A 14,351-nucleotide genomic window follows, 5' to 3' on the forward strand; every position below is an offset into this window, starting at 1 on the left:
TGTGGAGCCAGTCACCCTCGTCGACGCCGCGGCGACGGGTCTCGACGACTCCGTCACCACGCTCCTGCACCTCTCCCCCACGCCGGGCTGGGACGAGATCGACGTCGCCTTCTGGAGCGCCTGCCGCCACGGGCACCGGGGGTGCGCGGAGATCCTCCTGCGGCACGGAGCGGAGCTGAACCGCTGCCAGCCCTCGTACGACGGGACGCCCCTGGACGCCGCCGTCGAGGGCGGCGCGGACGACATCGCCCGGTGGCTGCGCACCCTGGGCGGGGCGCCCGCGCGGAACCTGCGCCCGGCGGAACCGACCTACGCGCGGCGCACCAGGTAGGTGTCCATCAGCCAGCCCTTGCGCTCCCGGTGCTCGACGCGGGCCGCAAGGATCTCCTCGCGCACGTCCCCGACGCGCCCCGAGATCAGCACCTCGTCGCCGGTGCCCACGTAGGCGCCCCAGTAGACGGTCGCGTCGTCGGGCAGGTGCTCGAGCCCGTGCGCCTTCGACCCGTCGAGCATGACGACGAGGTCGGCCTCGCCGGAGTCCACGCTGTCGTCGAGGACGCGGCGCGCCGGGGTGATCGTCGCGGCGCGGGCGGTGCGGGTCAGCGTCGTGCGGTGCGCAGCGGCCAGCACCGACGGTGCCCCGAGACCGGGCACCACCCGCCAGTCGAGGGCCACCCGGCCGCGGGCGTCGAGGCGGTGGAGCATCTCGACGGTGCCGTCGTAGATCGCCGGGTCGCCCCACACGAGCAGGCCGCAGGAGCCGCCGTCGGGCACCTCGTCGAGCAGGGTCTGCTCGTAGAGGGCCGCGCGCTCGTCGCGCCAGCGCTCGGTGGCGCCCTCGTAGTCGGCGGAGGCGCGGTCGCGCACCGCGTCGTCGCGCTCGACCACGCGGGCCTGCGGCGCGAACCGCTCGACGATCGCCGCCCGGATCGCGGTCAGCTCGTCGGCGGGCCCGGGCTTGTGCAGGAGCACCACCACGTCGACCCCGCCGAGCGCCTCCACCGCGTCCAGGGTCAGCTGACCCGGGTCGCCCAGCCCGATCCCGACCACCTGCACCGTCCGCACGGCACGCACGCTCTCACGCCGGGTCACCCCCGCCGAGACGGCGAGCGTCACATCCCGAAGATGGGCGGGGTGTGGACCTTCGTGCTGTCCTCGCTCGTCCCCGCCGACACCGACGCCGTGTGGCGGCGGGTGGTCACCCCGGAGGGCATCAACGACGAACTGCGGCCGTGGATGACGATGTCGTTCCCGCCGGACGCGGACGTCCACAGCATCGAGGCCGTCCGTGTGGGCGAGCCCCTCGGACGCGCCCGGCTGCGACTGTTCGGGGTCGTGCCGTTCGACCACGACGACCTCGTGATCACCGAGCTCGAGCCGGGGCGGCGCTTCCTCGAGGAGTCGACGATGGCCTCGATGCGCCGCTGGGTCCACGAGCGGACCGTGGTGCCCGAGCCGGGCGGCGCCACGACGATCACCGACCGCGTGACCTTCGAGCCGCGGGCCCTCCTGAGGTGGGCGGGGCGGGTGCTGCGACCGGTCCTCGCTGCCTTCTTCGCCCACCGCCAGCGCCGCCTCGTCCGCCACTTCGCCGGGCGGTGATCACGGCGTCGGCGCCGCCGCGGCCGCCACGTCGACCGTCACCGGCACGGTGACGATCTGCCAGTCGCGCTGCACCTGGACCCACAGCGCGTAGCGGCCGGCGCGCGGGAAGGTGTAGTCGAAGCCGACCTGCGGGCCGTACGTGCCGGCGGGGCCCGCCGCGCTCATGTCGTGCACGTGACCGAACGCCGAGGCGGGATCGGCCGGGTCGGGCACGCCGCTCAGGCCCGGGCCGAGCAGCATCAGGTGGCCCGCCATGCCCAGCCAGCCCTGGAGGTCGGTCACCGGGGCGCCGCCGCGCCGGGTGAAGGCGACCGAGACGCGGGTGGGTCGGCCGGCCACAGCCGCCGGGGTGGTCACCTCGGCGTCCATGCCGGCGACCTGGCGGACACCCGCACCGGGAGCGGCCGGGATCGCCGGGGCCGCGGGTCCCGCCACGTCGAACGCCGTGCGGGCCACCTGGTGGCCGCCGTCCCCGGCGCGCTCCATCTCGGCGAACACGCCGTAGCGCCCGCCCGTCGCCGGCTGCACGCGGACCACGTAGCGACCAGGAGCGGTCCGGACCGGGTGGACGTGCGCCAGCTGCCCGTCCGGACCGATGACCGCGAGGTGGATCAGGGCGTCGTCGTGGATCGTGAGGTCGTCCACCACGGCGCCGGTGGAGCCGTCGGTGAGGTCGAGCTCGAGGTCGGTCGGGGCGCCGGCCTGCGCGCCCGGGCCGGTCCGCGCCGTGACGACGACGGCGCCGGGCCCCATCGCGGGCATGTCCGCCGGCACGTCCGTCGCCGACATCCCCCGCATGTCCGGCATCGCGCCGCCGCCGTGACCGGCGTGGCCCCCGGCGGGCACCGCCGCCGGGTCGACCGGCGCCGCCGCCGGCGTGGCGGCCGTCGTGGCTGCCGTCGATGTCGCCGGGGCCGTCGCCACGGCGGTCGCGGCGATCGTGAGGCCGACGATCGCGGCCGCGCCGAGGGCGAGGGCCAGGCGGGGGCGCTGCCGCACGCTCGGGGCCAGGGCCGCGATCAGGGCGACGACGCCGAGCACCGCGCCGATCCGCACGGCCCACACCCACCTGGGCGTCGGGGCGGGGGCGGCGACCGTGATCGGGATCCGGGCGATGGTCGACCCGTCCGCGACCGCGATCTCCCAGGCGCCGACCCCGTCGGCGGTCAGGACGACCTCGTGCGGCTGCCCGACGGGCGCCGCAGGCACGACGACCGGCGCCGTCGCCGGGTCCTCGCCGGGGCGGACGGCCGCGAGCGTGACGTCGCCCGGGAGCGCCTCACCGCGCGGGAGCACCACCACCGGCATGCGCCCGCCACCCTCGGGTGGCGCGGTGATCGTGAGGGCGAGCGTGCGTGCGCCGAGGGAGAGCTCGATGCGCTGGACGCCGACCGGGGTGGACTCGTGGGCCGAGGCCACGGGGGCGAGCAGCGCGGTGAGCGCGGCCAGCAGGACGACCAGGGCACAGGCCCGGACTCGCGGCGCGGTCACGGCGCACACCGTAGCGACACCTCAGCGGTCAATGAGGTGAACCGTGACGACAACTGCTCCGTAACGCTCAGCGCGTTCCACCGATTCCTCTCCCAACGACACACCGGTGTGGAGAGGTCGGGGAACATGGTCACGACGACCCGGGAGCCGGACGCCCCGGACGCGGCGTCCCCGTCCGTAGACGGGGACGCGGACGACGCACCCGCACTGAGCAGGGGCAAACGCCTCGGCCTCTCGGCGCTGATCGTGTTCGTCCTCCTGGGGATGCTCGCGAGCGTCGCGCCGAGGTCCCAGCTCCGTGAGGAGCTGCGCGACGTGACGCGCCCCTTCCTGCTCGCGTCCGGAGTCGACCAGGGGTGGGGTGTGTTCTCCCCCAGCCCGCCGACCACCACCAACGAAGTCGTTGCTCGCGTCGACCGCACGGACGGCACCGTCGGTGTCTATCCGATGGAGGGCGGCATCGGGATCACCGAGTACTGGGACTACCGCTGGCGCAAGTACGCCGAGCAACTCTGGAGGAAGCGCACGGCCGAGCGCGAGCGCGTGGCGTTCGCGGGCTGGATCGCCGACCAGGACCGCGCGGCGGGACACGAGCCGGTCCGCGTGACGCTTGTCCGCGAGAACCGGCAGAACCTGCCGCCCGGCCCGGGCCCCGACGAGGGGACGTGGCGCGAGATCCCGTTCTTCACGACCCCGGTGAGCCGGCGATGACCGCCCGATGGACGCGAGCATGCAACGGCTGGAACCGCTTCTGGTTCGCACCGCGATCGACGGCGCCGGTCGAGGTGATCCGCATCGTCTTCGGCGTCCTCGCGACCGCGTGGATGCTGTCCCTCGTCCCCGTCCTCGACCCGTTCTTCGGTGCGGACGGTGTCATCACGGCCCGCCAACTGCCGGCCGGCGGGTGGACGCTCTTCACCCTCACTCTGGGCACGCCGTTGGTGTGGGTGATGTGGGTGGCCGGCTTGCTCGCCGCTGTCGCGCTCACCGTCGGGTTCCGCACACGTGTGGCTGCCCTGGTCGTGTTCGTCGTGATGATGTCGGTGACCCGCTCGGCCCCCCTCGCCTTCAACGCGGGCGACGCGCTGCTGCGGATCGTCGCGTTCTACGTGCTCCTCATGCCGGCCGGCTCCGCGGTGTCGGTGGACCGCTGGCGCGCCGACCGCGCAAACATGTGGAGCTTCCCCCGGCGGGCACCCTGGGCCCTGCGCCTGGCGCAGATCCAGCTCAGCGTCATCTACATCTCCACCGTCTGGGAGAAGGCGGGCGGTGCGCACTGGCGCGACGGCACGGCGGTGTCCTACGCGGTGCGGATCGGCGAGGTCAGCCGTGTCCCGGTCCCGTCGTTCGTCACCGACTCGCTGCTACTCACCCAGCTGGCCACCTACGGCACCCTCGCCGGGGAGCTGGCCGTGGGCGTCCTGGTGTGGAACAAGACGGCGCGGCCCTACGTGCTCGCGATCGGCGTGCTCCTCCACCTGTCGATCGAGCTCACCCTGGCCGTCGGCTTCTTCAGCGTGACGATCGTGACGCTCTACCTGGCCTTCCTCCCACCCGAGCGTGCGGAGCGGGTGCTGCGGTGGGTCCGCGACCGGATCGCGCATCTGGGTCGACGTCGCGCGGAGGCCCTCCCGAGGTCAGCGCCGGAACCCGAACCGCAGCCCGTCGAGGTGGCGGTGCCCGACGCCCGGACGCCCGACCACCTGCCGGCGATCGAGGTGTCGACCATGCCCGAGGAGCTGGTGGTCCCGGCGGAGAGCGCAGTGCCACACCGGCAACAGCCGAGGGCATTGTCCGACACCTGAGCTAACGCTTTGGTCACGAGGCAACTCAGAAGTAACACCGAATGGGTGAGCGGCGACGTGGTCAACGTCGACGGGGCGACAGCCAGTACGCGGAACGGGCCGGCGAGGGCCGGGGACGGAGAGAGGACATGATCAGTCAGGAGAGGCAGCGCCGGTTCCTGGTGCTCGGGGCCGGGGTGCTGCTCATCGGCTCGCTGGGCGTCGGGTCGGCGTCCGCGACCGACTACTACTCGGGCGACACCTGCGTCGAGGTGTCGAGCCACGGCCACCCGAACCGGGACGGCCATGGTGACGACAACACCGACAACTCGACGGACGGCACCGACAGCACCGACACCGACAGCAACCCGATCGACCCCGTCCTCGACCCCGTCCTCGACCCCGTCACCGACCCGGGCACCGACCCGGTCCTCGACCCCGTCACCGACCCGGCCGCCGACACGCCCCTCGACGACGTCCTCGACCCGGGCACCGACCCCGTCACCGACCCGGCCGCCGACACGCCCCTCGACAGCGTCCTCGACCCGGGCACCGGCCCGATCACCAACGGCGGGTCCGCCGGCGGCGGCGGGACCTCATCCGGCGGCGGCGGGACCTCATCCGGCGGTGGCGGTTCGAGCAGCGGCGGACTCCCGTCGGTGACCTCCGGCGGCGGACTCCCGTCCGTGAGCTCCAGCGGCCTCTCCGGCGCCCAGGGCCTGCGAGCCGCGGAGCCGACCACGGACTCCGGCTCGGGCAGCGACGCGGACACGGACGCCGACATCGACACGAGCGGCGCCACCCTCACCACGACGGACGAGGGCGACAACTACGGCTCGGGCTACCGCCACGGCTCCGGGTACAGCCACGGCCACGCCCGCACCGTCTGCTACTTCAACAGCTCGGTGAACCACTACTGGTACGACTACCGCCCCGTCGGTGAGGTGTACGCGACGCAGGTCAAGCGCGTGCCGTCCGGCGGCGTCGACACGGGGAACTGAGCGAGCGGATGAGCATCACCGACAAGGGCCCGGAGCAGAAGTCCGGGATCTCGATGACGAACGTCTCGATCGGTCTGATCGTCGTCCTGGTGGGCCTGGCCCTGGTCGTCGGGATGAACTCGTCCGGTCCCTCGGGCTTCGGTTCGCCCGCGCCGCTGGCGGCGTCCGCCCCGACCCGGGTCACCGTGCCGTCGATCTCCGCGGAGTCGTCGCTCGTCCCGACCGGGCTGCAGGAGAACGGCAGCCTCGAGGTGCCGCCGGTCTCCAAGCCGATGCAGGCGTCGTGGTTCGACCAGAGCCCGACGCCGGGTGAGGTCGGGCCGAGCATCGTCCTCGGCCACGTCAACGGCGGCGGCCAGCCTGGGATCTTCGCGAACCTGAAGGACGTGGTCGCCGGCTCGCAGGTCTTCATCGACCGTGCCGACGGCCAGCGCGCCGTGTTCGAGGTGTCGCGGGTGGACACGATCCCGAAGGACTCGTTCCCGACGGACGCGGTCTACAACGACACCGCCAACCCCCAGCTGCGGCTCATCACCTGCGGCGGGGACTACGACCGGAGCGCCCGGTCGTATCTCTCCAACGTGATCGTCTACGCCGACTTCGTCGAGGTGCAGAAGATCTGACCGGCGGCCGAGGGCCCGGGGCGAGCACGATCCGCCCCGGGCCCTCGGTCGTTCCGTCACGAGTCCTACCGCGAGCTCCTACCGCGCAGCCCGCGCCGCCTCGACCATCGCGCGCAGGGTCGGCTCGACCTCCTCGTACCCCCGCGTCTTGAGGCCGCAGTCGGGGTTGATCCACAGCCGGTCGGTCGGCACGACCCGCTGCGCCTCGGCGATCAGCGAGGCGATCTCCTCGCGCTCGGGGACGCGCGGCGAGTGGATGTCGTAGACACCCGGCCCGACCCCGCGGGAGTAGCCCACGGCCTGCAGGTCGGCGAGGACCTCCATGCGCGAGCGCGCGGCCTCGATCGTCGTGACGTCGGCGTCGAGGCCGTCGATCGCGTCGATGACGTCGCCGAACTCCGAGTAGCAGAGGTGCGTGTGGATCTGCGTCTCCTCGGACGTGCCGCCGGTGGCGAGGCGGAACGAGCCGACCGCCCAGTCGAGGTACGCGGCCCACTCGGCCCGGCGCGGCGGGAGCAGCTCGCGCAGCGCCGCCTCGTCGACCTGGACGATGGAGATGCCCGCCGACTCGAGATCGGCGATCTCGTCGCGCAGGGCGAGCGCCACCTGGTCGGCGGTCCGGCCCAACGGCTGGTCGTCCCGGACGAACGACCAGGCCAGGATCGTGACCGGGCCCGTGAGCATCCCCTTCATGGGCCTGTCCGTGAGCGACTGCGCGTACTGCGCCCACTCGACGGTGATCGGCTCCGGGCGCGAGACGTCGCCGTGCAGGATCGGCGGGCGCACGCAGCGCGAGCCGTACGACTGCACCCAGCCCAGCTCCGTGGTGGCGAAGCCGGGCAGGTTGTCGGCGAAGTACTGCACCATGTCGTTGCGCTCGGGCTCGCCGTGCACCAGCACGTCCAGCCCGATCTCCTCCTGCAGCCGGACCACGCGTTCGATCTCGGCCTGCATGCGGGAGCGGTAGGACGCGTCGTCGAGACGCCCGTTCGCCCAGTCGGCGCGTGCCTTGCGCACGTCGGGGGTCTGGGGGAACGAGCCGATGGTCGTCGTCGCCAGCGGCGGCAGCCCGAGCCGCGCCTGCTGCGCCTTGGCCCGCACCGCGTACTCGGTGCGGGTGCGGTCGGCGGGGTCGATCGAGGCGACCCGGGACCGGACGGCCGCGTCGCCGCCGGTCGCGGCGTCGCTCGCGGCGTCCGCCACGGCCTGCCGCAGGCTCTCCTCGGACTCGTCACCACGCAGCACGCGGCCCAGGAGGACGACCTCGTCGAGCTTCTGACGGGCGAACGCGAGCCGCGCGACGACACCGGGGTCGAGCGTCGTCTCGACGGTCACGTCGTAGGGCACGTGCAGCAGCGAGCACGAGGTCGACACGGCGATCTCGCCCACCGACCCCAGCAGCGTGGCCGCGCGCGACATCGCCCGCGCGACATCGGACCGCCAGATGTTGCGGCCGTCGACGAGGCCCGCGACCACGGTCTTCTGGCGCAGGGCGGGCAGCGTGGGCACACGGTCCGCCAGGTGCGGGGCGGTGACCAGGTCGAGACCGATGCCGTCGACGCGGCTCTCGGCGAGGACGTCGAGCGCCGGACCGGGGTCGCCGTACGAGGTCGTCACCAGGATCCGCGGACGGTCGGTGGTGCCGGCGAGGCGGTCGTAGGCGCGGCGGAGGGCCTCGATCTCGGCGTCGGCGCGGTCGTTCACGAACGCCGACTCCTCGAGCTGCACCCAGGCGGCGCCGGCGTCGGCGAGCTTCGCGAGCAGCTGCGCGTAGACCTCGACGACGTCGTCGAGACGGTCGAGCGCGTCGAAGCCCTCCGGCGCCTCGTCGGCCGCCTTGGCCAGCAGCAGGTAGGTCACCGGGCCGACCAGGGCCGGCCGGGGAGCGGTGACGCCCGCGGCCGCCGCCTCACGGACGCGCTCGACCGGCGTCTCGTCGGCCAGGCGCAGCGCCGTGTCGGGCCCGATCTCGGGGACGAGGTAGTGGTAGTTGGTGTCGAACCACTTGGTCATCTCCAGCGGCGCGGTGGATGCGGTGCCGCGCGCCATCGCGAAGTACTCCTCCAGCGCCGTCCCCTCGCGCCGCCCGTTCGGCCGGAAGCGCGGCGGCACGGCGTCGATCATCGCGGTGACGTCGAGGACGTGGTCGTAGAACGAGAACGTGCCGGTCGGCTGGGAGTCGAGGCCGGCCTCGGCCAGCTCGCGGTAGGTCTGCGCCCGCAGGTCCGCGGCGACCTGCTCGAGGTCGGCGGCGGTCCCCGCGCCCTTCCAGTAGGCCTCGAGGGCCTTCTTCAGCTCCCGGCGCGGGCCGATGCGGGGGTACCCCAGGACGGTGGCCCCGATGGGGCCGGACAGTGCACGTGACACGGCTCTTCTCCTCGTCGAGCGGTCGGGGCTCGCGAGAGTCGGCACGGGTCGGTCGTGCGCGCGGCACCACACGTCGGTACCGGAACGCCACGGGTCCCCCCACGAGACTCCGCCAGCCGCGCGCGCCGACGGTCGGCGCACGCACCGATGGCAGGTCTTCGGACTCGCGGGCGAGGCGCGGATGCGCCACCTACTGGCCGTCGCTTCCCGGACGTGTGTCCAGTGCTCTGTGACGGCGGTCGTTCCCACTCACCGCTGCGGGGCAGTCCCGGATTCGCACCGGGTTCCCTGTTGCCACCCGGACCGCCGCGAGGACGGACCGGGAACCACCAGCGCCCGGGACCATAACCCGGACAGGCCCGGAGAGCCTGTGTCCGCCGTCACGGGCAGCGGGAGGATGCCCGGATGCCCGGCGACACCGATCCCGTCCGCCTGCTCGCCGGGATGGACCCGGTGCTGCACCCCGACCGCTACGTGTTCGTCTCCGTGCCCGAGCTCCCCAACGGTCTCGCGCCGCTCGCGACGATGCGCGAGGACGAGGGGTTCTCGGCGGTGGTGACCGCCGCCGACGCCGACGCCCACGGCCTGACCGGCGCGTTCCCCTGCGCCGGGATCACCCTGCGCGTGGCGTCGGCGCTCGAGGCCGTCGGCTTCCTCGCCGTGATCACCCGCGCGCTCGCCGACGCCGGGATCGGCACCAACCCCGTCGCCGGCTTCCACCACGACCACCTGTTCGTGCCGTGGGAGCGCCGCGACGACGCGATGGCGGTGCTCCGCGAGCTCGATGGGATGTCGTGACGGCTACACCGGCGGCTCCGGGTCGTACTGGATGCCCCGGCGGACCTGGCGGGCGCGCTCGACGCCCACGAGCCGCACTACGAGGTGGAACGCCATGTCGATGCCGGCCGAGACGCCGGCGCTGGTGATCACGTCGCCGGAGTCGACGTAGCGGTCGTCGCGCCGGACCTCGATGCTCGGGTCGAGCTGGGCGAGGGTGTCGAGCTGAGCGTGGTACGTCGTGGCGGGCCGGTCGGTGAGCAGGCCGGCGGCGGCGTAGACGAGCGAGCCGGTGCACACGCTGGTCATCAGCGGCACGTCGCGGCGCCAGGACCGCACGCGGTCGAGGTGCGCGGGGTCCTCGACCTGGGGACGCGTGCCACGCCCGCCCGGGTGCAGGAGCACCTCGAGCGGCCCGACGTCGTCGGCCGAGTGCTGCGGGACGATCGTCATACCCTTCGCGCAGGTCACCGGCCCGCCGTCCACGGAGAACAGGGTCGCGACGTAGCCGTCGTCGGGGAAGTTCGCCGTCCACCAGGAGAGGACCTCCCACGGACCCACGGCGTCGAGCTCCTCGACGCCGTCGAACAGCAGGATCCCCAGTCGCTTCACCTCGGGTGCGCTCACGTCTCCAGCATGCCGCGTCACACCGGGCTGACGGGACGTGAAAACGCGGGCCGTCCGGCGTCAACGTCGCGTCAACGCGGCCCTCGCGGGGCGCCGGCGGGCGGAGGCTCGGTGATCGGCACACCGCCGTCGGGGCGGTGTCGACGTCGAAGGGGAACCGGTGCTCGACCTCCTCTACGCGGGCGCGGTGATCGTGGTCTTCGCGATCCTGCTGCTCGCCGTCCGTGGGCTGGACCGGCTGTGAGCGCCGCCGCGAACGTGCTCGGTGGCCTCGTCGCCCTGGGCCTGCTGATCTACCTCGTCGTGGCCCTGCTGCGCCCGGAGAGGTTCTGATGGCCGGGTTCGCGCAGGTCGGCGTCCTGCTCGTGCTGCTCGCGGCGGCGTGGCGTCCCCTCGGCGACTGGATGGCGCGCGTCTACAGCGACGCGCGCGACTGGCGGCTGGAACGACTCGTCTACCGCATCGTGCGCGTGGACCCGCGCTCGGAGCAGCGAGCGGGCACCTACGCCGTGGCGATCCTCGCGTTCTCGTTCGCCGGCATCGTGCTGCTCTACCTGCTGCAGCGCCTGCAGTCGCTGCTGCCGTGGTCGTTCGACCGCGGCGCGGTGGAGCCCGGGGTCGCGTTCAACACCGCGATCTCGTTCGTCACCAACACCAACTGGCAGTCCTACGTGCCCGAGACGACCATGGGCCACGCCGTCGCGATGGTGGGCCTGACCGTCCAGAACTTCGTCTCCGCGGCCGTCGGCATGGCCGTCGCCGTGGCCCTGGTCCGCGGCTTCGTCCGCAGCCGCACCGACCGGCTGGGCAACGCCTGGGTCGACATCGTCCGCGGCTGCACCCGCATCCTGCTGCCGATCGCCGCCCTCGCCGCGGTCGTGCTCGTCGCCCTCGGCGTCGTGATGAGCCTCCGGGCGGGGGTCGACGTGGTCGGTCCGGACGGACGTCCGTCGACGATCGCGCTGGCGCCGGCGGCGTCGCAGGAGGCGATCAAGGAGCTCGGCACCAACGGCGGCGGCATCCTCAACGCCAACTCCGCGCACCCGTTCGAGAACCCGAATCCCGTCTCCAACTTGCTCGAGATCTTCCTGCTGCTCGTGATCCCGGTGTCGCTGACGCGGACGTTCGGGCGCATGGTCGGCTCGATCCGCCAGGGGGTGTCGCTGCTCGCCGTCATGGGCGGGCTGTGGACGGCGATGCTCGCGGTGATCTGGACCGCCGAGGCGCGCAGCGCGTCGTTCGCGGGGGCGAACCTCGAGGGCAAGGAGGTGCGCTTCGGGATCCCCGGCTCGGCGCTCTTCGCGAACTCGACGACGGGCACGTCGACCGGCGCGGTGAACTCCCTGCACGACAGCTTCTCGGCGCTCGGCGGCGGTGGGGCGTTGCTGAACATGCTGTTCTCGGAGGTGACGCCGGGCGGGGTCGGGACCGGGCTCTACTCGATCCTCGTCGTCGCGATCGTCGCGGTGTTCCTCGCCGGGCTCATGGTGGGGCGCACGCCGGAGTACCTGGGCAAGCGTCTCGGGCGCCGCGAGGTGACGTGCGCGGTGGTGGTCGTGCTGACGATGCCGGCGCTGGTGCTGCTCGGCACCGGGTTGGCGATCGCGCTGCCGTCGACCGCGGGTCGCCCAGGGATCCCGGGGGCTCTGACGAACTCCGGGCCGCACGGGCTGTCCGAGGTCCTCTACGCCTACGCGTCGGCCGCGAACAACAACGGCTCGGCGTTCGGCGGGCTCACGGTCACCAGCGGGTTCTTCCAGACCACGCTCGGGGTCGCGATGCTGCTCGGCCGGTTCCTGCCGATCGTCGCCGTGCTCGCCCTGGCCGGGCTGCTCGCCCGCCAGCCCCGCGTCGCCCCGTCGGCCGGGACGCTCTCCACCGGCACGCCCCTGTTCTCGGTGCTCGTCGCGGGCACGATCGTGCTCGTCGCGGCGATCACCTTCCTGCCCGCCCTGGCCCTGAGCCCCCTCGCGGAGGGATTGGCATGACCGCCGTCCTCGAACGACCGCAGAACACGGGCCGGCCCGTCGGCGCCGGCGCCTTCCGGCCCGCGCTGCTCCTGGAGTCGCTGCCGACGGCGCTGCGCAAGCTCGACCCGCGCCACCAGGTGCGCAACCCCGTGATGTTCGTGGTGTGGGTCGGCTCGGTCGTCGTCACCGTCGCGGCGGTCCTCGACCCGAGCGTGTTCGCGTGGTGGATCGCGGTGTGGCTGGGAACTACGGTGGTGTTCGCGAACCTCGCCGAGGCCGCTGCCGAGGGCCGCGGCCGTGCCCAGGCCGACGCGCTGCGGGCCACGCGCACCGACACCGTGGCGCACACGCCCGACGGCCGGGAGGTCCCGGCGACGGACCTGCGCGTTGGCGACCACGTCGTCGTCGAGGCCGGGCAGACGATCCCGGGCGACGGCGAGATCGTCGAGGGCATCGCCACCGTCGACGAGTCGGCGATCACCGGCGAGTCCGCGCCGGTGGTGCGCGAGTCCGGCGGCGACCTCTCCTCGGTCACCGGCGGGACCACCGTGCTCTCCGACCGCATCGTCGTGCGGATCACCGCGCGGCCCGGCGAGTCGTTCGTCGACCGGATGATCGCGCTGGTCGAGGGCGCGCAGCGGCAGAAGACGCCCAACGAGATCGCGCTGACGATCCTGCTCTCGGCGCTGACCATCGTGTTCCTGCTCGCCGTCGTGGCCCTGCAGCCGATGGCCGGGTACTCCGGGGCCCAGCAGTCGCTGGTGGTGCTCGTGGCGCTGCTGGTCTGCCTCATCCCCACCACGATCGGCGCGCTGCTCTCGGCGATCGGCATCGCCGGGATGGACCGGCTCGTGCAGCGCAACGTGCTGGCGACGTCGGGCCGTGCGGTCGAGGCCGCCGGCGACGTGTCGACGCTGCTGCTCGACAAGACCGGGACGATCACCTTCGGCAACCGGCGCGCGACGGCGCTGCACCCCGTCGCCGGGGTCGACGTCGCCGAGCTCGCCGAGGTGGCCCGGCTGGCGAGCCTCGCCGACACCACGCCGGAGGGGCGCTCGATCGTCGCCCTGGCCGCACAGGAGCACGGGCTGCCCGCGGAGGCGAGCGCGCGCGAGGCGCTCGCGGAGTTCGTCCCGTTCAGCGCGACGACCCGCATGTCGGGCGTGGACCTCGACGGCCGCGAGCTCCGCAAGGGCGCGACGTCCTCGGTGCTGGCGTGGCTGGGCGACGCGGTGTCCGACGCCGAGCGCGCCGAGCTCGAGCGCCTGTCGGGCGAGATCGCCGAGCGCGGTGGGACGCCGTTGGTGGTCGCCTCCTCCGTGCGTGATCTTCTGAGCTATAGCTCAGAAGATCACGCACGTAGGCGGGCGCTCGGTGTCGTGGAGCTGTCGGACGTCGTGAAGCCCGGGATCGCGGAGCGGTTCGGCGAGCTGCGGGCGATGGGCATCCGGACCGTCATGATCACGGGCGACAACCCCGTGACCGCCCGGGCCATCGCCGCCGCGTCGGGTGTCGACGACGTCCTCGCCGAGGCCACGCCGGAGGACAAGCTCGCGCTGATCCGCCGCGAGCAGGCCGGCGGCCGGATGGTCGCGATGACCGGCGACGGCACCAACGACGCGCCCGCGCTCGCCCAGGCCGACGTCGGCGTCGCCATGAACACGGGGACCGCGGCCGCCAAGGAGGCCGGGAACATGGTCGACCTCGACTCCGACCCCACCAAGCTCATCGGGGTGGTCGAGGTCGGCAAGCAGATGCTGATCACCCGGGGCGCGCTGACCACGTTCTCGCTGGCCAACGACCTCGCCAAGTACTTCGCGATCCTGCCCGCGATGTTCCTCGCGCTCTACCCGCAGCTCGGGGCGCTCAACGTCATGGCGCTCGCCACCCCGGAGTCGGCGATCCTCTCCGCGGTCATCTTCAACGCGCTGGTCATCGTCGCGCTCATCCCGCTCGCCCTGCGCGGCGCGCGCTTCCGCCCGTCGTCGGCCGACCGGCTGCTGCGGCGCAACCTGCTCGTCTACGGGCTCGGCGGCATCGTCGTCCCGTTCGTCGGCATCTACCTCATCGACCTCCTCGTCCGGCTCGTGCCGGGGATCGGCTGAT

14 protein-coding genes and 1 riboswitch are annotated in these 14,351 nt (G+C 73.3%); of the genes, 10 read left to right on the forward strand and 4 right to left on the reverse strand.

Annotation, left to right across the window (positions count from 1 at the left end):
• The first annotated feature begins 1 nt into the window (after position 1).
• Positions 2-331 (forward strand): ankyrin repeat domain-containing protein, encoded by a 330-nt coding sequence (locus tag OG774_RS14620; protein ID WP_328310620.1) that lies wholly within the window; start codon positions 2-4, stop codon positions 329-331.
• Here OG774_RS14620 and cobF read toward each other — a convergent pair.
• The gene (gene cobF, locus OG774_RS14625) at positions 310-1,065 is read right to left on the reverse strand and encodes a precorrin-6A synthase (deacetylating) (protein WP_328310622.1); all 756 of its coding nucleotides are present in this window, start codon (positions 1,063-1,065) and stop codon (positions 310-312) included. The genes OG774_RS14620 and cobF overlap by 22 nt on opposite strands.
• Positions 1,066-1,125: 60 nt before the next feature.
• Between cobF and OG774_RS14630 the strand changes: the two genes are divergently transcribed.
• Complete coding sequence (locus tag OG774_RS14630) at positions 1,126-1,602, forward strand: hypothetical protein (RefSeq protein ID WP_328310624.1); 477 nt, start codon at positions 1,126-1,128, stop codon at positions 1,600-1,602.
• On the opposite strand, the gene OG774_RS14635 is transcribed toward OG774_RS14630, so the two are convergent.
• Positions 1,603-3,096, reverse strand: a complete 1,494-nt coding sequence (locus tag OG774_RS14635) for a hypothetical protein (protein ID WP_328310626.1) — start codon at positions 3,094-3,096, stop codon at positions 1,603-1,605. It lies immediately after the preceding gene.
• Positions 3,097-3,132: 36 nt separating this feature from the next.
• Here OG774_RS14635 and OG774_RS14640 point away from each other — a divergent pair, with 36 nt between their 5' ends.
• From OG774_RS14640 to OG774_RS14655, 4 genes are all read left to right on the forward strand, one after another.
• The gene (locus OG774_RS14640) at positions 3,133-3,807 is read left to right on the forward strand and encodes a hypothetical protein (protein WP_328310628.1); all 675 of its coding nucleotides are present in this window, start codon (positions 3,133-3,135) and stop codon (positions 3,805-3,807) included.
• A complete protein-coding gene (locus tag OG774_RS14645) occupies positions 3,804-4,901 on the forward strand; it encodes an HTTM domain-containing protein (protein ID WP_328310630.1) in 1,098 nt (365 codons plus the stop codon). Before OG774_RS14640 ends, OG774_RS14645 begins: the two co-directional genes overlap by 4 nt.
• A gap of 128 nt (positions 4,902-5,029) precedes the next feature.
• The gene (locus OG774_RS14650) at positions 5,030-5,881 is read left to right on the forward strand and encodes a hypothetical protein (protein WP_328310632.1); all 852 of its coding nucleotides are present in this window, start codon (positions 5,030-5,032) and stop codon (positions 5,879-5,881) included.
• An 8-nt stretch (positions 5,882-5,889) separates the two neighbouring features.
• Positions 5,890-6,504 carry a class F sortase gene (locus OG774_RS14655; protein ID WP_328310634.1) on the forward strand — a complete coding sequence of 205 codons (615 nt, stop codon included), beginning with the start codon at positions 5,890-5,892 and terminating at the stop codon, positions 6,502-6,504.
• A 78-nt stretch (positions 6,505-6,582) separates the two neighbouring features.
• Here the strand turns inward: OG774_RS14655 and metE are convergent, their stop codons facing one another.
• Positions 6,583-8,859, reverse strand: a complete 2,277-nt coding sequence (gene metE / locus OG774_RS14660) for a 5-methyltetrahydropteroyltriglutamate--homocysteine S-methyltransferase (RefSeq protein WP_328310958.1) — start codon at positions 8,857-8,859, stop codon at positions 6,583-6,585.
• Between the two features lie 144 nt (positions 8,860-9,003).
• A riboswitch (cobalamin riboswitch) is annotated at positions 9,004-9,217 on the reverse strand.
• Between the two features lie 59 nt (positions 9,218-9,276).
• On the opposite strand from metE, the gene OG774_RS14665 reads away from it, so the two are divergent.
• Complete coding sequence (locus OG774_RS14665; RefSeq protein WP_328310636.1) at positions 9,277-9,669, forward strand: ACT domain-containing protein; 393 nt, start codon at positions 9,277-9,279, stop codon at positions 9,667-9,669.
• A 3-nt stretch (positions 9,670-9,672) separates the two neighbouring features.
• Here OG774_RS14665 and OG774_RS14670 read toward each other — a convergent pair whose 3' ends face one another.
• Complete coding sequence (locus OG774_RS14670) at positions 9,673-10,275, reverse strand: DJ-1/PfpI family protein (protein ID WP_328310638.1); 603 nt, start codon at positions 10,273-10,275, stop codon at positions 9,673-9,675.
• 240 nt (positions 10,276-10,515) lie between these two features.
• Between OG774_RS14670 and kdpF the strand changes: the two genes are divergently transcribed.
• From kdpF to kdpB, 3 genes are read left to right on the forward strand one after another with little or no spacing between them, the layout of a single operon-like run.
• Entirely contained in the window at positions 10,516-10,608 is a 93-nt protein-coding gene (gene kdpF / locus OG774_RS14675) for a K(+)-transporting ATPase subunit F (RefSeq protein WP_328310640.1), read from the forward strand.
• On the forward strand, positions 10,608-12,263 hold the full coding sequence (gene kdpA / locus OG774_RS14680) for a potassium-transporting ATPase subunit KdpA (RefSeq protein WP_328310642.1): 1,656 nt from the start codon (positions 10,608-10,610) through the stop codon (positions 12,261-12,263). The genes kdpF and kdpA overlap by 1 nt, the downstream gene beginning before the upstream one ends.
• Positions 12,260-14,350, forward strand: a complete 2,091-nt coding sequence (gene kdpB / locus OG774_RS14685; protein WP_328310644.1) for a potassium-transporting ATPase subunit KdpB — start codon at positions 12,260-12,262, stop codon at positions 14,348-14,350. The genes kdpA and kdpB overlap by 4 nt, the downstream gene beginning before the upstream one ends.
• Position 14,351 lies beyond the last annotated feature (1 nt).

This window comes from Actinomycetospora sp. NBC_00405 (assembly GCF_036044095.1).
Taxonomy (GTDB): Bacteria; Actinomycetota; Actinomycetes; order Mycobacteriales; family Pseudonocardiaceae; genus Actinomycetospora; species Actinomycetospora callitridis.